The sequence below is a fragment of the Niastella sp. OAS944 genome (assembly GCA_024809215.1).
Classification (GTDB): Bacteria; Bacteroidota; Bacteroidia; order Chitinophagales; family Chitinophagaceae; genus Niastella.
This window is the reverse complement of record JANUBW010000001.1, coordinates 328364-348648: the sequence shown is the minus strand read 5'-3', so window position 1 is coordinate 348648 and position 20285 is coordinate 328364. Positions and strand designations below refer to the sequence as shown.

The 20285-nt window shown below is 42.6% G+C and carries 16 protein-coding genes; 7 read left to right on the top strand and 9 right to left on the bottom strand.

Annotated elements, in window-relative coordinates:
• Window positions 1-311: 311 nt before the first annotated feature.
• On the bottom strand, window positions 312-1013 hold the full coding sequence (locus GGD38_RS01380; protein WP_375299823.1) for a metal-dependent hydrolase: 702 nt from the start codon (window positions 1011-1013) through the stop codon (window positions 312-314).
• Between the two features lie 74 nt (window positions 1014-1087).
• Between GGD38_RS01380 and GGD38_RS01375 the strand changes: the two genes are divergently transcribed.
• Window positions 1088-1597 (top strand): NADPH-dependent FMN reductase, encoded by a 510-nt coding sequence (locus GGD38_RS01375; protein ID WP_375299824.1) that lies wholly within the window; start codon window positions 1088-1090, stop codon window positions 1595-1597.
• 184 nt (window positions 1598-1781) lie between these two features.
• A complete protein-coding gene (locus tag GGD38_RS01370) occupies window positions 1782-3026 on the top strand; it encodes a metallophosphoesterase (RefSeq protein WP_375299825.1) in 1245 nt (414 codons plus the stop codon).
• A 790-nt stretch (window positions 3027-3816) separates the two neighbouring features.
• Here the strand turns inward: GGD38_RS01370 and GGD38_RS01365 are convergent.
• Together GGD38_RS01365 and GGD38_RS01360 are read right to left on the bottom strand one after the other, a co-directional pair.
• Window positions 3817-6447: an ATP-binding protein gene (locus tag GGD38_RS01365; protein ID WP_375299826.1), complete on the bottom strand. Its 2631-nt coding sequence runs from the start codon at window positions 6445-6447 to the stop codon at window positions 3817-3819.
• 190 nt (window positions 6448-6637) lie between these two features.
• A complete protein-coding gene (locus GGD38_RS01360) occupies window positions 6638-7333 on the bottom strand; it encodes a LytR/AlgR family response regulator transcription factor (RefSeq protein ID WP_375299827.1) in 696 nt (231 codons plus the stop codon).
• Window positions 7334-7477: 144 nt separating this feature from the next.
• Here GGD38_RS01360 and GGD38_RS01355 point away from each other — a divergent pair, with 144 nt between their 5' ends.
• Entirely contained in the window at window positions 7478-8470 is a 993-nt protein-coding gene (locus tag GGD38_RS01355) for a hypothetical protein (protein ID WP_375299828.1), read from the top strand.
• Between the two features lie 110 nt (window positions 8471-8580).
• A complete protein-coding gene (locus tag GGD38_RS01350; RefSeq protein WP_375299829.1) occupies window positions 8581-9180 on the top strand; it encodes a porin family protein in 600 nt (199 codons plus the stop codon).
• A 215-nt stretch (window positions 9181-9395) separates the two neighbouring features.
• Here GGD38_RS01350 and pgi read toward each other — a convergent pair whose 3' ends face one another.
• The 3 genes from pgi to GGD38_RS01335 all read right to left on the bottom strand — a co-directional run bounded on the left by pgi (window position 9396) and on the right by GGD38_RS01335 (window position 13256).
• On the bottom strand, window positions 9396-11051 hold the full coding sequence (gene pgi, locus GGD38_RS01345) for a glucose-6-phosphate isomerase (protein WP_375299830.1): 1656 nt from the start codon (window positions 11049-11051) through the stop codon (window positions 9396-9398).
• A 192-nt stretch (window positions 11052-11243) separates the two neighbouring features.
• Window positions 11244-12092, bottom strand: a complete 849-nt coding sequence (locus GGD38_RS01340; protein WP_375299831.1) for a phosphodiester glycosidase family protein — start codon at window positions 12090-12092, stop codon at window positions 11244-11246.
• Window positions 12093-12233: 141 nt separating this feature from the next.
• Entirely contained in the window at window positions 12234-13256 is a 1023-nt protein-coding gene (locus GGD38_RS01335; protein ID WP_375299832.1) for a threonine aldolase family protein, read from the bottom strand.
• 354 nt (window positions 13257-13610) lie between these two features.
• Between GGD38_RS01335 and GGD38_RS01330 the strand changes: the two genes are divergently transcribed.
• Window positions 13611-14504, top strand: coding sequence for a hypothetical protein (locus GGD38_RS01330; RefSeq protein ID WP_375299833.1), 894 nt, complete (start codon window positions 13611-13613; stop codon window positions 14502-14504).
• Window positions 14505-15389: 885 nt separating this feature from the next.
• On the opposite strand, the gene GGD38_RS01325 is transcribed toward GGD38_RS01330, so the two are convergent.
• From GGD38_RS01325 to GGD38_RS01315, 3 genes are all read right to left on the bottom strand, one after another.
• Window positions 15390-16184: a DUF2452 domain-containing protein gene (locus GGD38_RS01325; protein WP_375299834.1), complete on the bottom strand. Its 795-nt coding sequence runs from the start codon at window positions 16182-16184 to the stop codon at window positions 15390-15392.
• Between the two features lie 98 nt (window positions 16185-16282).
• On the bottom strand, window positions 16283-16756 hold the full coding sequence (locus GGD38_RS01320) for a YqaE/Pmp3 family membrane protein (RefSeq protein WP_375299835.1): 474 nt from the start codon (window positions 16754-16756) through the stop codon (window positions 16283-16285).
• A gap of 185 nt (window positions 16757-16941) precedes the next feature.
• On the bottom strand, window positions 16942-17355 hold the full coding sequence (locus GGD38_RS01315) for a YqaE/Pmp3 family membrane protein (RefSeq protein WP_375299836.1): 414 nt from the start codon (window positions 17353-17355) through the stop codon (window positions 16942-16944).
• 160 nt (window positions 17356-17515) lie between these two features.
• On the opposite strand from GGD38_RS01315, the gene GGD38_RS01310 reads away from it, so the two are divergent.
• Window positions 17516-18619, top strand: coding sequence for a DUF695 domain-containing protein (locus GGD38_RS01310; protein ID WP_375299837.1), 1104 nt, complete (start codon window positions 17516-17518; stop codon window positions 18617-18619).
• A 270-nt stretch (window positions 18620-18889) separates the two neighbouring features.
• The gene (locus GGD38_RS01305; RefSeq protein ID WP_375299838.1) at window positions 18890-20212 is read left to right on the top strand and encodes a sensor histidine kinase; all 1323 of its coding nucleotides are present in this window, start codon (window positions 18890-18892) and stop codon (window positions 20210-20212) included.
• The last annotated feature ends 73 nt before the right edge of the window (window positions 20213-20285 follow it).

Genomic DNA, 20285 nt, shown 5'->3' with positions numbered 1-20285 from the left:
CTTCGTAAAAACACGAAAAATCAGCACATTCAATTCGTTCTTTCCGGTGCCTAAACCGTAGAAAGGGCAAATTTAGGTGACAATATACTCATTTACCGCATTCAATACAGAGCATATGGCCGAAGGTGAATAAAATTGTATCAAACTCAACAATAAAAAGCATCCCCCAAAAAAGGAGGATGCTCCATACTGGAACGCAAAATTATTACATTAGGCTTATTATCAGCATTTAATGTTTTAATATTTTACAAGCCGTTATTTTCCCGCTACTTATGACGGTACGGCTCGGAAAATTACTTTCATCCCCTTAGTTATTGTCCTATTCGCAATTCATATTCAACCACTTCTCCAATCTCTAACAAATGAAGGGTGCAGCCGGCATCGGCAAAGGCTTTTTTAGCCTCTTCGTGGTTAATTTTAATAAAACCAAACGTGTCGTAATGTACGCCAATCACCTGCTTTACTTTAACCATTTGGGCTGCTACTACGGCGTCGGCCACATCCATGGTAAAGTTGTCGCCAATGGGCAGCACGGCAAAGTTCAGGTCGGCCCAGGCGGGTATCAGCTGCATATCGAGCGTAAGGGCGGTGTCGCCACTATAGTAAAAATTGGCATCTTCAGTGTAAACAATAAAACCAAACGGGTTGCCGCCATAGCTTCCATCGGGCAAACCCGATGAGTGCTGCGCCACTACTACCTTTACGGTAAAATCGCCAAAATTCCATTTACCACCGGTATTCATGGGATGCACGTTCGAAATGCCCTGTTTGCCCAGCCATTCGTAAATTTCCCAGCTGCATATTACCTTGGCGCCGGTACGGCCGGCAATACGAACGCAGTCGGCAATATGATCGGCATGGCCATGCGAAACCAGAATGTAATCGGCAGCAACAGTATCTACATCAATTACTTTACTGGCCAGTTCGTTAGGAGTTATAAATGGATCGAATAACAGTTTTGTACCTTTGATGTCGACTGAGAAGCAGGAATGACCGTAATAAGTTAAATTCATGTAGTTTGATTTGTGTGCTAAGAAAACTAAAAATTCAAAACCAAGAACACAGTACTTCGTTATTTTAATATACAATGAGTGAAATTTATACCATCGTTTCCGGTACCAACCGGCCGGGAAGCAATACTGAAAAAGTAGCCCGGCATTATCAACAGGTTTTTAAATCAAAAAATATTACCCCGAATTTCATTTCGCTGGAAGGCTGGAAATACATTGATAAAACCCCTGAGTTTGTACAACTGGAAAATGAAATACTGGTGCCCACTACCAAATTCATCTTTATTTCTCCCGAATATAATGGAAGCATCCCCGGCGTATTAAAGCTGATGTTCGATATTTCTGACTACAAAAAAACATGGTGGGGTAAGAAGGCCCTGCTTACCGGTGTGGCTACCGGCCGCGGCGGCAATTTGCGCGGCCTTGAGCATTTAACAAGTATTTTACATTATCTGCGGGTGGTGGTACATCCCAATAAACTGCCTATTTCGTTGGTTCATAACGTTATGCATGGCACCGGCGATTTTCACGACGCCGGTACAATGAAGGCTATTGAAACGCAAATTGAAGAATTCATACAATTTTAGGGATTATGATTCGTCTACCTCATTTAAAGAGGCAGAAGTAAGATGTAAGAAGTAGGAAGTAAGAAATACAGTTTGGATCTTCATACTTCTTACATCGTACGTCCTCCTTCGGAAACCTATACTCAACAAGGCTTCCGGTAGGTACAAGGTCTCTGGCAAACGAACATATTCAACACAAGAAACAATGCGTAATTCAGGTTTTTTCTTTTTTCTACTGGGCCTTATGGCCCTGCTCGACTTTTATATTTTCCAGGCCCTGCAGGTAGTGTTACCCGCCTCTTCAAAAGCCCGCATGGCCATCATAATTGGCTATTGGGTCATTTCCATCTCGGGTTTAGTGTACTTTATATTAATGCCCTATATGAACACCGACGCGTGGCCGCGCTGGCTGGTATCCTATTCAAGGGCTATCGTGATCGGTCTCTTCGTTTCAAAATTAATAGCGGCGCTCTTTTTTGCCGTTGATGATCTTCGCCGGGGTGGAACCTGGATCTTTAGCAAATTCGCTCAAAAACCGGCTGCTGTTGTTGCCCAGGATGGGGCGGGAATTTCCCGTTCTGTTTTTATGAGCTGGTTGGGATTGGCCGTGGGCGGAACCCTGTTCAGCACACTGGTTTATGGCTTTGGTAATAAATACCGCTACCAGGTGAACCGGCTTAAAATGAACTTTAAGAACCTGCCCGCATCCTTTAAAGGAATGCGCATTGTTCACATCTCCGATATTCACTCAGGCAGTTTTACCGATAAAGAAGCTGTTGAAAAAGGCATTAAGAAAATACTGAAAGAAAAGCCCGATATGATATTGTTCACCGGCGATCTGGTAAACGACCGCGCCACCGAAATGACAGATTATATCGACGTGTTCAGTAAACTGAACGCCCCACTGGGTGTTTACTCAACTCTTGGTAACCACGACTATGGCGATTATGTAAAATGGGAAAGCCATGCAGCCAAAAAAGAGAACCTGGAGCAATTGAAGCAGGTGCACAAACAAATGGGCTGGCGTTTGCTTATGAACGAACACGTGGTGCTGGAAAAAGGCAACGACCGTATTGCCCTATTGGGTATTGAGAACTGGAGCGCCAAAGGCAATTTTGGCAAATATGGTAAAATGGAAGAGGCCTATCCCGGTTCTGAACAATATCCTTTTAAAATATTGATGAGCCACGACCCCAGCCATTGGGATGCCGAAGTAACTCAAAAATATGGCGACATCGATCTAACGTTGGCCGGTCATACGCACGGTATGCAATTTGGGGTTGAACTGCCCGGTTTTCGCTGGAGCCCCGTTCAATATATGTATAAACGATGGGCCGGTTTGTACGAAGCAGGCGATCAAAAATTGTATGTAAACCGGGGATATGGTTTTATTGGCTATCCGGGACGGGTAGGTATATTACCTGAAATTACTGTGATAGAACTTTCATAAGTTACTTGGTTTATAGTTCACAGTTGGAGGGGGCCTGATTCAACCAATAAAAAAGGACTGCTAACATACATTAACAGTCCTTTTAAGTTAGTTTTCTTAAGGGTGGTTTCAGAAGCAGATAACAGGTTACGGATCTGAAATGTGTTTCCCGATGAAATCGGGGACGACAGGTTCTTAAGGTCTACCGAAACGGTATACACAAGGGTTGTTGCAAAACAAGGGGTCGTTAGAGGTTAGGGGTAAGCGTTCGGCATAAAATTAAGGCGGACCAGCTAAAATGCTATTTGCTACTTACGGTTCGGGTTGTTATAGATGAAAAGTTCGTTTATGCGCTACGGACCTACATAAACCCATCTTAACCAGTCCACCCTTTTTCAAAAACTAAATCAAGCCTTAACCATTAACTCGTTTTGGGTTATTTATGCCGGGGCATTTTCTACGCTAAAGGGACAAGGAATTTCTACGGTGTTAGGGATTAGGGGAAAACTATATAAAATAATTTATTACTAATTTATTTTATGGGTTTTTTCAGCGGGTATTTCCTCGTATTGACCACACAAAAATACGTTAGGAAAACCCCTTGTGTAAATAGTTTCGGCGAACTAGGTAAATGTATAGCCGAATGGCGGAAATTACCCGGTGAGGTCAATCGGCAATCGGCAATCGGCAATCGGCAATCGGCAATCGGCAATCGGCAATCGGCAATCGGCTTGAATTTCGGCGGCGCAAGGTCGTAAAGTTTGCTGAACCATTGCGAGCAAATTTCACGTTTCACGTTTGCCGTTTCACGCTAGAATACTTTAGAAGTTAAAAGCTGGTTCACCTCCAGTAATAACTGGTGTTTGTAATCGTGTAGTTTATCATATTCCTTGGAGAGCACCGGGGCGGCCGTATTTTTCTTGGCCAGCTTCTCCAATTTTTCAAGCTGCTGAAAAAAGGGCGTATTCTTACCCAGTATAGAAACGGTGGATTGTATGTGATGGGAAAGCGTGGCTACCTGGCGGGCGTCTTTTTGATCCACTGCATGTTTAAGGGTTTCCATTTCGCCGGGGAATTGTTTCAGGAATTGTTTTATAATGGTGCGCAAAAATTCACCATTGCTCATCACCATATCTTCTAAAAAGTTAAGATCAATATAGTGCAGGTCGTTCTTCAGCGCTTCTATATTGTTGTTACGGTCGTTCGACAAGTATCTTACCAGCAAACCATACAACTCTTTTTCGTGAATGGGTTTTGAAATATAGTCGTTCATGCCAAAGCTTAAACATTTTTCACGTTCACCTGCCAGCGCATGGGCCGTCATAGCGATAATAGGAATATCGCTTTTAAGATCTTTACGTATAGCCTGCGAAGTGGCATAGCCATCCATCAATGGCATTTGAATATCTAACAGTACTAAATGAAATTTCTCCCTTTGTAACCATTCAATGGCTTTGGCACCATTATCGGCCAATTCATAATTCACCTTCCAGCTTTGGAAAGTAAATTTTATCAGCAACTGGTTCATGGCATTGTCTTCTACAACCAGTATGCGTGCATCGGGAAACGCACCGGCGCTGATCTCTGTTTTATCTGTTACCGGGGCCAGCATAGCTTCGCCCACCGGCATCAGCGAATAGTTTATTTCAAAAATAAATTCAGTGCCTTTGCCGGGGCCGCTTTCAACGGTAATATGGCCACCCTGTAATTGCACCAGGTTCCTTACTATTGAAAGACCCAAACCTGTGCCGCCGTATTTACGGGTAGTATCGGTTTCACCCTGTTCAAAGCGTTCAAAAACAGTATCGAGTTTATCGGCAGGTATACCAATACCACTGTCTTTTACCGAGAACCGTAATCTTACTTCATCGTTGTTTTGCGTAAGGGTGGAGATGTTTATAAATATGCCGCCTTTTTGCGTGAACTTAATGGCATTGCTAATAAGGTTAACCAGTATTTGAGTGAGGCGAACAGCATCGCCTGTTAAGGTGTCGGGTATATTGTCCTGAATGTATAATGAAAAGCTAAGGTTCTTTTCGCGGGCCTTATGATAGAACATGGTTTCTATAGAACTGCAAAGGCCCCGCAGGCTGAACGGATTTTTTTCTATCCGCAGCATACCTGCTTCTATTTTTGAAATATCAAGAATATCATTGATAATGGTAAGCAGGTTTTCACTGGCCGATTGAATAAGGTTTACAAACTGTTTCTGCTCATCGGTCATACCTGTTTTTTGCAACAGGTTGGTAAAACCAATAACAGAGTTGATAGGCGTGCGTATTTCGTGGCTCATATTGGCCAGGAACTGTTCTTTTACGCTGGCCGATTCAATGGCCTGTTGCCTGGCCTCTTTTAAAGCGGTCTCTGTTTTTTGTTGCTCAGTAATATCATAAATGGTTGAACGGCTCGAAACATAGTTGCCATTGTTATCATAAACGGCTACAGAGTTCAGCACAACCGGAAATGTGTTCCCGGTTTTTGTACGCATGGTCAATCGCCGTTCCCTTACAGCGCCCACTTTTTTAAAATTGGCAAAATTATCGCGTACGCTTTTGGCGGTTTCTTCATCAAGTATATCGTATATAAATAACTTGCCGATCACTTCATCGCGGGTATACCCAAGCCATTTCAGCTCGGTATCATTAATGGCTATTATGCGTGCATTTTCATCGATAGAATGATAACCGCAAGGCGCGTTATTATAAAGGTCCTGAATTTCGGCAGAGATCTTTTCTATGTTATGGCGGGCTTCTGTTTCGTTATCATTCGATTGTTTCAGGTCTTTTATTAACTGGTGTTGCCGCAATAAGTGGCGTATTACCAGTATGCTCAAAACAATAATGCCTACCAGGCCAAGAATGGTAAGTACGCGGCTAAGCCACAATACATACAGGGTGCGTCTTCTGTTTTCTTTAATACCTGCCTGCAGTTCATCGTATAATTCTTTTTCAAGCTGCATCGACAGGTCGGTGATGCTGTCGCGCAAAATAATGCCGGCCTTGCTTGAAATGCGTTGTTCAGCATATGTTTTGCCTAAGCGGGTATATACGTCGATGATCTCGTTATTGAGTGATATTCTTTTTTCAATAAGTGAGGCAAGGCGCGAAAACGAGGCCTGGTTGTATTGGTTTTGAGAAGCCTTTTGTAAACCGGCCAGTTCGTATTTTAATAAATTAAGTGTATCCTCAACACCGATAATGAAATTGCTATCACCGGTAATTACAAAACCGCGTACCTGGCTTTCGGTAAGAATAACATTTTTAACAATGTTCTGGAGTTTATTGTGCAGGTGGAATGATTCGATGGCTTCACGGCTGGCTATACGGGATTTATTAATTATTCGCTCGGTATTGAGTTGAAGAACAATACCCGCGACTAAAAAAGCCACCGAGAAGGCAACGCTATAACGAATAACTTTGTTAGGTTTTATTTGTCTCTTCATGGTACAGGTGCTACCTAATTACCTAACCTTAACCGTATGCCAATAGGCAATTGGCATGTGCAATAGACAATTGGCAAGGGTTCACGAATTTCGGAGTACCCGATGACAGGCGACCTGATGCAAATGGGAATGATTTGCCAATTGCAAATTGCCTATTGCCAATTGATTCACCTGCAATTTAAAGTAAAACTTATAATAACTTAATCTTCTGGATTAATTTACTGCGATAACTTTCGGCTACCGGTATGGGGGTATTGGTGATATTTACGGCGCCATCTTCAATGGAGTCAATTTTATCGAGAGAGATGATATAACTACGATGTACACGCATCAATTTTGTTGAGTTTATCTTTTCTTCAACGGCTTTAAGCGTAGAGTGTACAATATGCCATTGCGTTGTGGTACGAATTTTCACATAATCGCCCATGGCCTCTATCCATAATATTTCTTCCAGTCGTAATTTTTTCAATATGTTATTATCCCTTATAAAAAGATAGTCATCGGCGGCGGCGGTAACCTCCGATTCGCTGCGCATCATAATTTCCCGCACTTTATCGAGGGCCTGCATAAGGCGGGGCATGCTTACCGGTTTAACAAGATAATCAACCACATTCAGGTCAAAAGCTTCTACCGCGTATTGCTTTTGGGAGGTGGTAAGAATGGCCAGGGTTTGTTTGGGCAATATTTTCAACAGATCGAGCCCGGTCATTCCGGGCATTTCTACGTCTAAAAGAACCAAATCAGGCGGATTGGCCGTAATATTGCGGTGTGCCTCAATGGCATCTTTACATTCGCCGGTTATCTGAAGCCTTCCGGTTTGCAGCGCCAGTTGATGTAAGGTAAGTCTCGACAAATCGTTATCATCTACTATCAAACAGGTTATCATAGCGTAATGGTCGTGATGGTTAAGGTAATATAAGTTAGCAAAAAATTAGTAATGATTAAACCGGCTACAATTTTTTTTATCTCATCTTCGTTGTTCTGTGCACTATGCACCCGGTGCACCGCTATGCGGATATTTAGCAAACGTATGAAGAAAATACTCGTTCTTCTTGTTTTCACGGTTGCTATGCAACCAGGTTTTTCCCAAAAAGGGGGAAAACTTGATTCGTTATTTATAAAAGGTGATACCACAGCCATACTCGATTCATTACTAAAAGATTTTGACCTGTACCTCGATAGCCTGGTTGGCCGTAAAAGTTTTTTTACCATCAACACTGCTATTGGTACCGGTTTCTTTAGTTTTAACGATAAGAACACGGTTACCGTAAATACCGAAAAAAAGCTCATTTTTTCACCCTCTGTTGGATATTATCATAAATCGGGACTGGGCCTTTCAGCTGCAGGTTATGCACTGTTGAATAACGGCCTGAAGTTTTACCAGGCTTCTATCAGCCCTTCTTTTGATTTGATAAAAAAGAAGTTTTCAACAGGTATCGCATATACCCGGTACATAACCAAAGACTCGCTCGACTTTTATACAACGCCCATACAAAATGAACTGTTTGCCTATTTCTCCTATAAGAAGTGGTGGGTGCGGCCTACGCTTAGTTTAAGTTATGGCTGGGGTAGTAAGGAAGAGTCTGAACTAAGGGAAGCACCGCGGCGGTTACGATTGTTAAGAAACCAATATTATGTAAAGAACGTAACCTCCGTACGCGACTTCTCTGCAACTATATCTGTTCGTAAAGACCTTGACTGGTATAGTGTATTACAAAAGGCCGACAACATAACGTTAACACCTATTGCAATGTTAAACGCCGGTACGCAAACCTTTGGTTTCAATACTTCCTATTCATATAACTTTTCGCCGGTACGCGCCAACTCATTACCCAGTAACAAAGAGATCTCCGATAACACACAATTTGCCTTACAAAGCGCCTGCTTTGCGCTTAGAGGCAGTTATTTAAAAGGCAGATTCCTGCTGCAGTCGCAGGTGTTGTTCGATTACTTTCTACAGGATCTCGATGATGCCTCAAAACTTAGTACCGTTTATTCCATTACCGCAGGAATTAGTTTCTAACAATTGATTTTTAGGCATTTCTTCACGCAGCTGTTAAGGTAAATTAACAGCCATGGTTGAACCTTGGCATATAAGTTGAAATTCTATAGGTGAACCATAAAAAACAGAATATGAAACTTAGATCCCTGGTATTACTAACAATTGCTTCAGCGCTGACAACAACGTCATTTGCACAGAAGGGTGGCGGTTCTTTTCATGTTGGTGTTAAAGCTGGTGCAAATATTTTTAAGATTGATGGTACAGCTCTTAAAGATGAATTTAAATTCGGATATAACCTGGGTGCATTTGCAGAAATAAAGTTCGATGATCAATGGGGGCTTCAACCCGAGGTTATGTGGAACCAGACCAACTATCGTACGGCAAATAACTTCAATGAAATTTATCCAGGTGGTAAAAGTGATTTGGAAGGCAAACTGAATTATTTAAGCATTCCGTTGCTTTTAACATACAGCCCTGCCAAAATAATTTCGTTTCAGGCAGGCCCGCAGTTCGGTGTTTTGTTGAATAAAGATGAAAGCCTTTTTGAAAATGGAAAACAGGCTTTCAAGACCGGCGACTTTGCTATGTTGGGCGGTTTGCAGCTGAACCTCGGCTCGCTTAAGGTTGGTGGCCGTTATGTAATTGGCCTGGCCAATATCAATGATATCGATAATAAAGACAAATGGAAAAACCAGGGATTTCAGGTGTATCTCGGAACGAGAATTCTATAATCCACTATATATACATGAAGAAGCCCTTCTGTTGAACAGGAGGGCTTCTTCATGAAATTAATGGAAGTAGGAGGTAAGAAGTAAGATGTAAGAAGAGATTTAATTTTGGACCTCAATACTTTCCAAAACCTCAAAATCTTCGTACTTCGTACTTCCTACTACGTATTCTTATTGCCTATAAGCTATTTATCTAATTTGAATTTCCTTACAACAAACTAAGCATCTTTCATCTTCTTCCATGCATTGATCAATCCATTGGTCGAAGAGTCGTGTTTAGAAACCGGTTGATCATCCTGCAGTTCGGGCAGAATATTATTGGCCAGTTGTTTACCAAGTTCAACACCCCATTGATCAAAGCTGAAGATATTCCAAATAACACCCTGTACAAAGATCTTATGTTCGTATAAGGCTATGAGCTGACCCAACGTGTAAGGCGTGATCTTCTTAACCAGGAAAGAATTGGTAGGCCGGTTGCCGGTAAATACTTTAAACGGCAGCAGGGCTTTTACTTCATCGGGCGATTTACCTGCCTTTATTAATTCGGCCTCTGCTTCCACTTCTGTTTTACCGTTCATCAATGCTTCGGTTTGCGCAAAGAAATTCGATAACAGTTTGGCATGATGGTCGCCAATTGGGTTATGGCTATTGGCCGGTGCAATAAAATCGCAGGGGATCAGAATGGTTCCCTGGTGTATAAGCTGATAAAACGCGTGTTGGCCATTGGTGCCTGGTTCGCCCCAAATAACCGGACCGGTATTGTACCGAACGGTTTTACCTCTGCGGTCAACACTTTTACCATTGCTTTCCATGTTGCCCTGTTGAAAATAGGCGGCAAAGCGGTGCAGGTATTGATCGTAGGGGAGAATGGCCTCGGTTTGGCTATCGAAGAAGTTGGTATACCAAAGCCCTATAAGCGCCATGATAACCGGAATATTTTCTTCGAAGGGTTTAGTGCGGAAGTGATTATCGGCAGAATTGGCGCCTTTTAACAGCGATTCAAAGTTATCGTACCCGATGGTAAGGGCAATTGATAAACCAATAGCGCTCCACAGTGAATATCGACCGCCAACCCAGTCCCAGAATTCGAACATATTGGCTTTGTCGATCCCAAATTTCACCACTTCTTTTTCGTTGGTGCTAAGCGCCACGAAATGTTTGGCTATATAGTTTTCATCACCGGCTGCCTCCAGAAACCAGTTACGGGCCGTATGGGCATTGGTCATGGTTTCCTGGGTGGTGAATGTTTTGCTCGCAATGAGGAACAGCGTTTCCTGTGGTGTTACTTTTCGTAATGTTTCGGCAATATGCGTGGCGTCTACATTCGAAACATAATATACCTGAATGTCTTTCTTCCAGTATGGCTTCAGGGCTTCGGTAACCATATAGGGGCCCAGGTCGCTGCCGCCGATACCAATGTTAACGATGTACTTTATTTTATTACCGGTATAGCCCGTCCATTCACCACTGTGAATACGGTTACAGAATTGTTTCATTTGTTGTAATACCTGGTGAACCTGGGGCATTACATTCTTTCCATCGGCATAAATGGGGTCATTGCCAAAATTGCGCAAGGCGGTATGCAATACAGCCCGGCCTTCGGTTTCATTGATGGCATCACCGGTGAACATGGCCTCTATTGCTTCGGGCAATTTGCATTCATTGGCCAGGTCTTGCAGTAACGACAATGTTTTGGGAGTGATGCGGTTCTTTGAGTAATCGAACAAAATGTCTTCGTACGAAATAGAAAAGTTCCTGAACCTTTCAGGGTCGTCGGCAAACAATTCGCGCAAATGGGTATCGGCAATTTTTTTATAATGGCGTTCGAGCTTATCCCATGCTTCGGTATGATGAGGTTTGATCTTAGGTAACATACTACAATGAATTAGGGCCCAAAAATAAATGATTCTTGTTACTAAGTTGAAAGTTCCTGCTGCTAAGTTGCAGTTGCCGGTTACCTGTTTCCGGTTACCAGGCAAAACCAGGCATATTGTATTCCTGGCAACTGGCACCCGGTAACTGGTAACGAACGGCCTATTAAAACCGAAGAGACTAATTTTACAGGATTATTTTACTATAACCACATTAGCCACCTTGCGTTCTCCGCCGTGGTCCCATTTCTTATTATCGGTAGGGTAATTAACCACGCCGTTATCGGGTTGGTTATTGATGTACATGGTGGTAGAGCCGCCACCGTCCATATTAACGCCATCGTGGGCTTTTAACCATTTAATAATGCTGGCCAGTTCGTACAACGACATGCCGGCTGCCTGCTCATTACGGCCATCTACGGTAATGAATAAAACCCGTTTTTTACCCAGGCATGCAATGGCCGTACGGGGGTGGCGGGCATGGTTAAATTCACCTGTATCGAGCGGTTGGCGGTTGCCCTGCCAAAGCAATAACGGACCGGTGTTCATTACATTGGCTGCATTCAGTGTTAACTCCCAGTTGGCCGAGCTGTCCCATTTAGCAATACGTAGTTTGCCTTTTTTGATCACCAGGGCTGCCTGCTGATGGCGGGCCCTTATATTGTTTGGCCAAAGACGGTTATTGCTAATCACCGAATCGTTTTGTTTTATATAGTAAACCGAACCGCCGTTCTTTATATCAAAGAAATTACCATTAATGGCAACAATAGCGCCGGTCTGTTTACCAAACTCACTGGTAGGTTTTAGTGTTTTGGCTTCACAGGCCAGGGCAATGGCCCTTTTCTTTTTGAGTTTTATTTCAACAATATTGATGTTTTGATTTGAGTTGAACAGGTCCTTGATAAAGTGATGGTGTTTCCAAACAATACCCGGGGCTATGGTTTGGGTTTGCCATTTTGTATTTGAAAATACAATGGAGTCTTGTTGAGAAAATGATGATAACGCGAATATGAAGAGAATGAACGTTAAAAATAAATATTTCATGGTTGTTTTTAGTTCTGAGTTCTTAGTTCTCAGTTCTCAGTTCGGCAGCTGTATTTTGTATTTGCTTTAGGCTTTTGACTTTCGGCTTTAAGCTGTATTCTGTATTTGCTTACAGCTTATAGCTTAAAGCTTACAGCTGTTTTACACTTGCAGATTAAGTATCGTATCTATCACATAAGCTACCATCTCTGAAGTTATTCCCAAATGAAGCACCATTCTGACATGAGTAGGAGAGATGGGAATGGCCAGAATATTTTTTTCTTTCAATGCTGCTGCTATTTGTGCAGCCTGGTAGGGTTGTGCAATTTCAAAGATGATGATATTGGTTTCTACCGGTAATATACCTTCTGTGAAAGTAGTTTTAATAAGATTGCTGGCTATTTCTTTTGCATTTTCATGGTCTTGCTGCAAACCAATGATATTGTTCTTAAGCGCATACACCCCGCACGCAGCCATATAACCGGCCTGGCGCATACCGCCGCCGAACACTTTACGTATGCGGCGCGCTTTTTTTATGAATGCCTGATTGCCTATAAGAATACTTCCTATTGGGCATCCCAATCCTTTATTTAGGCAAACCGAAATACTATGAAATAAAGCGCCGTATTGTTTGGGGCTTTCGTTGCGGGCAACAATGGCATTGAACAAACGTGCGCCATCGAGGTGCAGCGAAAGGTTGTTGTTATCGCATACCGTTCTTATATGCTGTATGTCCTGAATATCGTAGCAACTGCCACCGCCGCGGTTCGATGTATTTTCAAGACATACCAATGAGGTATGCGCTTTGTGTACATCATCGGGATTAATGGCCAATGCTACCTGTTCGGCAGTAATGCGGCCCCGGTTGCCTGCTAATAATCTTGGTTGAACCCCTGCATTAAATGCCATACCACCGCCTTCGTATTGGTATACGTGGGCTGTTTGATCGCATATTACTTCATCGCCGGGTTGTGTATGTACCTTAATGGCAATCTGGTTGCTCATGGTGCCGGTTGGGCAATATAAGGCGGCTTCCATTCCAAACAGATCGGCCGTCATAGATTCAAGCATGTTAACCGTGGCATCTTCGCCAAACACATCATCACCTACGTGCGCACTTAACATGGCATCGAGCATGCCTGAGGTTGGTTGGGTCACTGTATCTGATCGTAAATCAACTATCATAGTTATGTAGAATAATGAGTTTTAAAATTAAACCTCAATACTGAATTTGCAAAAAATGTGCTGAAGGTCGGCAATCGGCAATCGGCAATCGGCAATCGGCAATCGGCAATCGGCAATCGGCAATCGGCAATCGGCAATCGGCAATCGGCAATCGGCAATCGGCAATAAATTTTTGGCGGCGCAAGATAGTGTATAAGCCCTAACATTCGCGAGCCCACTCACCACTCACCACTCACCATTCACCACTCACCCTCAATATATTTTTTTTAACATGTAATTAAACTTCCATTAAAAGCAACCATCAAAAACCCGCACTTACCAATAACAAAATTTATACACTTTAAAAGAATACACATGAAATGTAGAATTTCAGCAGCTATTGCTATGCTTTTTTTGATCTCTTTATCAGTTGTTTCCTGTAAAAAAGATAACAATTCTTCCCAAGCTCCCGTAAGTGATTCCGAAGCCCAAACTATTAGTCAGGAAGATGCAGCCGCCGAAAGCGATTATGATGATATAACAGAAATGGGGCTTGCTACCGGCGCCGATATGGAAAGTGGCGCAATTGATAATGGCCGTATAGCTACCGATGGCAACACTGCACGTATTCGCCTCGACCTGTTTGTAAATCTTTCCCTGAAATTAGGTACTGGTGTTGTAATTACTGCCGAACCTAACGATGCCACATTCCCGAAAACCGTTACTATCAATTATGGAGACGGCGTACTTTGTAAAGATGGTAAAACAAGAAAAGGTAAAGTTGTATTATACTTCTCTGCCCGCCCTATACAATCAGGCGCTACATTAAAAATAACCTTGCAGGATTATTATGTTAACCGTGTACATGTAGAAGGTGTAAAAACCATTACCAACCTCAGCGCCAATGGCTCGGTTAAGTATTCGGTAAAAATTGAAGGTGGTAAAGTAAGCCGCCCCAATGGCAGAGGATTTACCTATGTAGGTACCAAAACCGTTACCCAAATTGAAGGTGGTTCAACGCTTATTTGTGCCGATGATGTATACTCAATTGATGCAAGCACTACTATCAAATATGCCAATGGCGTTACTGTAACAAAAACAACTGAGTCGCCGCTTATAAAAGCTGTTAGTTGCAATTACATTGTAAAAGGTGTGCTGAAAATAACCATCAACGACCGCGTATTGCACCTTGACTTTGGCACCGGCGGCAGCTGCGATGATAAGGCATTGCTTACCTGGGCAAATGGAAGCGTGGAGATCAGTTTATAAGTTGACGGGTTAACGAGTTCACGAGTTAACAAGTATAGAACCACAAAAACAACGGGCTTCCCGATCTATCGGGAGGCTTTTTTTATTGAAATAGTTACCAAAATCGTTTTGCTAAACGGGGCTGTTTGCAATTTGACCGTTGTTTGTTGCAACGTGACCATTGCTAAATGAAATTTGATCGTTGCTAGACGAAATTTGATCGTTGCAAGTTGTTATTTTGCCAATCGCAGCTTGTTATTTGATAATTGTTGGCTGCTATTTCTCACATCGCAGCTGTATTTGCGTCGCTTTAGGTTGTTTTTATATCATTGCAGCTGGCTCAACGCATAAAAGCAACCTGCAATGACTCGAATTCACGCTACAATGGTCCGTTGCTGGCAGGCAATGACCGTTGCTTGGGATGCAATGACCATTGCAAGGTTGCAATGATGCAAAAGCGGCCTGCAATGACATAAATTCAGTTGTACTGTGGGCTATTACAGGTGCAACATGACTGATGTCAGCTTGCAACCATATAAATTCCACTTGCAATGAACACGATCTCAGCTTGCAACGATCTAATGCCAGCCTGCAATGATCAAATTTCAACAAACAACGGTCATTGCAGGTATACTGAGGTTCATTGCACGCTTAACCTGCTTCGTTTGCTGCTTGAAATGACCAAATTTCAGGTAAATAGGGCTCATTGCAGATCAACAAGCTTTTATTGCAGGTAATAAGTTTTGCATTGCAGGTGAGCAATGACTTGGAGTAAGCTGCATTTGATCAATTGCAGCCAAACAATTACCCTGTTTCAACAAACAATGGTTCATTGCAGCAAATAAACAGTCCATTTGTGACAAGATCTTGTCTTTTGCCCATTGCCCATTGCCAATTGTCTATTGTTTATTGCATCTCCATCCATGTATGATCGGCCAGCAGTTTCACCATTGCCACAAAACGCTTATAGGGGCCCGCGCCGCCGCCCCATTCTTTGGGGCTTACTAAAGATAATAAATGGCTGCCATCGGCCTTTTCATACACATAATAGGTTTGTCCAATTACCGGGGTGAAATTCAGCTTGGCGCCGTATATAAGCAGGGATAATTCTTTTCGTTTTTGTATTTCCTGCGCCTGCAGGGCCAGCAGCTCTATCTGTTTCCTTATTTGTTCAAGCTGCATGTTGGTTTGTTCTTCCATAGCCGTTAGCGCCTTATGTCTTATAACGCCTTCTTCGGTTGGTTTTATAACAGCGCCCGACACCGATGCGGAGTAGGGAAGTACGCTCATTTGTTTATGATAGAACTCAATATTTGTATATGGCTTTAACTGGGGGGTAATACCTTGTTGGGTAACGCGCAAATAACCATTGGGCATTATTTCATGCAGTATATACAATACCTGCTGGTGATCACGATAGAATACCGTTTCAAAAGTAATTCCATCAATAAATGTCGCTTTTATCGTTTCTGCCACTTCGGGGTTATCGAAGTGATGTTCCTGCGCATCGGGCAAAATGGTGTAATGGCTTTCAAAAGCATGGTTTTCGAGGGTTACCCAGTTCATACTTATGGCCAGCAGCCGCTCATTTTCTATGGCTTCTATTTTATAAATGCCGCTTCGGGGACGGTCGCCCAGTTCATAGGTGCCTTTTTCGGGAAACAATTGCCAGCTTGCTAAAAAATTATATGCCTGTACCATTACCTGTATAATTCTATTACTGCAAACATACGATACAATAAAAAAGGGTGGGCCATCTTTTACCGATAGCCCACCCTCGTTATGATAAAAGTGAAAAATTATAGTACGTCGAATACTACTAATAATGCATACAATACTGGAATTAACCACAAAGCAAAAGTGAAAATTGCCAGCAAACACAGTACCAATGCCAATACGGTCTTATAGTTGAACTCTTCTTCTTTCAGGAAAACAGCTAATGGTGGTAACAGAATAGCCAGGATAACCAGCAAAATAAGTTTTGCATCGTCATCGCTCATGCCTTCTTTTTTCGCTTTTTTATACTCTTTCAACGCTTTCTTTACATCTTTCAAACGGCTTTTCTTTTCCTGTTTTGACAGGTTCTTGAATTCCTCAGTAGCCGATTTTATAGTTTCGGGTGATGGTTCGGCTTTGGTAGTAGCAGCAGGTACACTTGCCGGTTCAGTTGCTGCTACAGGTTCAGAAGCAGGAAGAGAAGCGGAAGTTAAAGAAGTAACCGAAATAGTGCCCATTAACAATAAAAGTAGGAATCGGGTAGCGATCTTTTTCATATTAGATATTTTGGTCAACAAAGATAATGCGTAAATATTCAGAATCATAACACTTATGCACGAAAAGGCCACAAAATGTTCACACGACAGTTATACTTTGCGTATGACCGTACGATATAATCGTATATAAACAAAAAAATCCCGACGCCCGCGCGTCGGGATTTTTTAATAACGTATAACGGGGTTTATATTGCATCAAAAACTATCAACAGCGCAAATATTACTCCTGGTATCCAGAAGAGTAAAGTAAGGATCAGGCTTATCCAGAACCTTGAATTAATTTCTTCTTCTTTCAAATAAACAGCCAATGGCGGTAACAAAATAGCCAGAATAACCAATAATACCATACTGGTATCTGTATCACGGCCAGCCCGCTTGTCGGCCCTATACTCTTTCAATACTTTCTTTGCTTCTTTGATACGCGATTTGCGTTCATGTTTTGACAGGCTTTTGAACTCATCAACGGCGGAGGTCACTGCCGCCGGAGCTGGTTCGGTTTTAGCAGTATTGTCGGAAGGTAAAGACGCAGCCAGTACTGGGGATGAACAAACAAAGACCATAACCAGTAAGGCCATAATTGGAGTAGTAATCTTTTTCATATTAACTATTTTGTAAACAAATGAGGAATTTTTTCGGGATCATGCATAACATGCAATTAAGAGACCAGGCAAAATGTTCACATAGTGGCTACCACGTAAATGGCAGTCACCAGGAATAAATGTTTATTATTGCAAATACAATTTGTAGAAAAATATTACCATGGCTGGCATAAGCAAATACTATAGAAAGGAAGGGGAAATGCAACAGGCTGCAACGGCATTTTGGCAATGGTTTGGTGAAAATGAGTATAGGTTTAAGAAGCTTGAAAAGAATGATTCTGATCAGGCTTTGTCGTTTTTGGAAGAACTGATACAGCAAATGCAGCCTTTCAACCCATATTTAAAGGCATTGGCCGGGCCGGATAATAATGGAAATTTCGAACTCATTATAACCTCCGATGGCGATATTGCCCTTTTCAATAAAGTGGAAGAACTGGTAAATGCCGCGCCCCCGGTGCCTAACTGGATCTTCACTGCGCATAAACCCGCATTGGGCTTTGAGGGTATAAGTATTGACCTGTACGGGCTACAATTCAGCACGGAGACCACCAGCTTTTATCCGGTTGCGCTTAACGAGTATCCCGATGAAGTGAACATTGTGATCACCCATAATGGGTATACTAAAGAGATGGACGATCATTTTCAGGCCGGGGGTATGATATACCTTGAGAACGGTTTGGGTGAAGTGAACACAGCCACCAAGATCGACAACTATGAAACCGGTCCGGTACCCGATGCTGGTGCGGGCATCGAGATCATACCAATTTCCAAGCTACACGAATACCTGAACTGGCGCGAAAAGGAGTTTGTTGAGAAATATGAATCGGTTCCCGATGAACGCCCCGATACCTACCACCTGCTGGAAGCCGAAGACCGCGATGGCAGAAAGATGCTGCTAACGGTGAATATGGATTGCAGGTATTGGGACAAAAAGCCCGCCTATTCGTGGTTATTACAGGTTAATATAAATTATACCGGCGATGATACCGGCTTCCCTTCCGAAGAGCAACTGATAGCTTTACAAACCCTGGAAGAGGAAATTTTCTCACTGCTGCCCGAAGACCGCACCATTCTTGCCGGCAACAAAACCTACGACAATTGCCGCAATATTTATTTTTACGTTAGCGACTATAAGACCACGGCCGTTTTATTGAACCAGTATATAGAAAGGAAGGCTACCACTTATGAGATCCTTTTCTTTATACGAAGGGACAAATACTGGCGTGTAATGGAGCAATATTTCAATTTACCCATCGAAGATTGACCGTTATAACATACCACTTAACGAAAAAATAGAATTGGTTGGTGCAAACCGGCTATATTTGAGGCGTAATGCAGTAACCATTTGGGTAATTCCCTAAATGGGAGGCTGTAATAAAAGAGACGTTTTTTGCGTTTTCACTATATTCAATTTCCTTAGAAACAACACGATAGTAGCTGTATGCACGCCTTGCGCCTGGACTTATTGCGATATTGGGTACTCATAAAATCCATTGGGGTAACCCCCGAGATGGAGGAGTATGAAAAAAGGAAAATGAGCATCTTCAATCAGCTTAATTTCCTGGGAATAGTTACCGGGATACTGGTACCCATCATCGGCATCTTTTTTAACGACCACCTACCACCGTTGGCCTGGTTCATAGCCGGCTCTCCTTTAGCCATCAGCGTTATTGTGCTTTGGCTGAATTCGGAAAAATATTACGAACATGCACGCCTGGTATACTTCAGCCTGTATCCCATTGCTACCTGCCTGGTATACCTGGGCAAGGTTGATGTGGGGGTAGAACTGTTCTTTGTGCTGTATGGCGTATTGTCGGTTTTCTTTTTGCAACAGGTGGTGCACATTGTTTTTGCTTTTACATTATCGGTAGCCTGTTACTTCGTTGCCTGCATTGTTCAGCACGATTTTTATTTTAAGCTGGTGACTGCCAATTATTATTTCTATGTTTTTAATCATATAACGGCCATCTCTTTTATTTTTTACGCCATCTATTTTATAAAACAGGAAAATACCGGTTATCATTTCAGCTTATTGAACAAAAGTGATGAGCTGCACCGGCGGAATATTGAAATAGAATTGCAAAGGGAAGAGATCCATCAAAAGGCCATCTTGCTGGAAGAACAGACCGCCAAGCTTACCGAACTGAACCAGTTAAAGAATAAATTATTTTCCATCATTGCGCACGATCTTAAAACGCCCATGTATGCCTTGCGGAACCTGTTCAACAATATGCACCTGAACGAAATTCCGCTTAAGGAAATGAAGGCATTACTGCCCGGTATAGTAAATGAAATGAACTATACCACCAACCTTATGGAGAACCTGTTGCAATGGGCCAAATCGCAAATGGAGAACTCATCGCTGCAGCCCGAGGTGCTCGATATTGAGATCATGATCAGCCGGGTGCTGCAGTTGTTACACTGGCAGGCCAGCAATAAAGGCATTCATCTGGAAGCGCAGATAGAAGAACCGCTGTTCTGTTATGCCGATAAAGAAATGGTGAACCTGGTATTACGCAACTTATTATCGAATGCCATTAAGTTCACACGCCAGGACGGGCATGTAAGGGTAGGGGCTAAAGAATATTCATCGTGTATTGAAATATTTGTACAGGATGACGGTATTGGTATTTCGGCCGAACGCCAGAATCAATTGTTTGGCGATATGTTTTATACCACCAAGGGCACTAATTCAGAGACCGGCACCGGACTGGGACTTAAATTATGTAAAGACTTTCTGGAGAAGAACGGCGGTCGCATAGCTGTACAAAGCCAGCTGGGTAAAGGAAGCACCTTTACCGTTACATTGCCAAGGTTTGGCGGGCAGGAAAGCCCGAAGCGGAATATGCTAATGTGATAATGTGCTAATGTGATAATGAGATAATGTGCTAATAAAAAAGGGTGGGTCGCTCTTCGTGAGCGGCTCACCC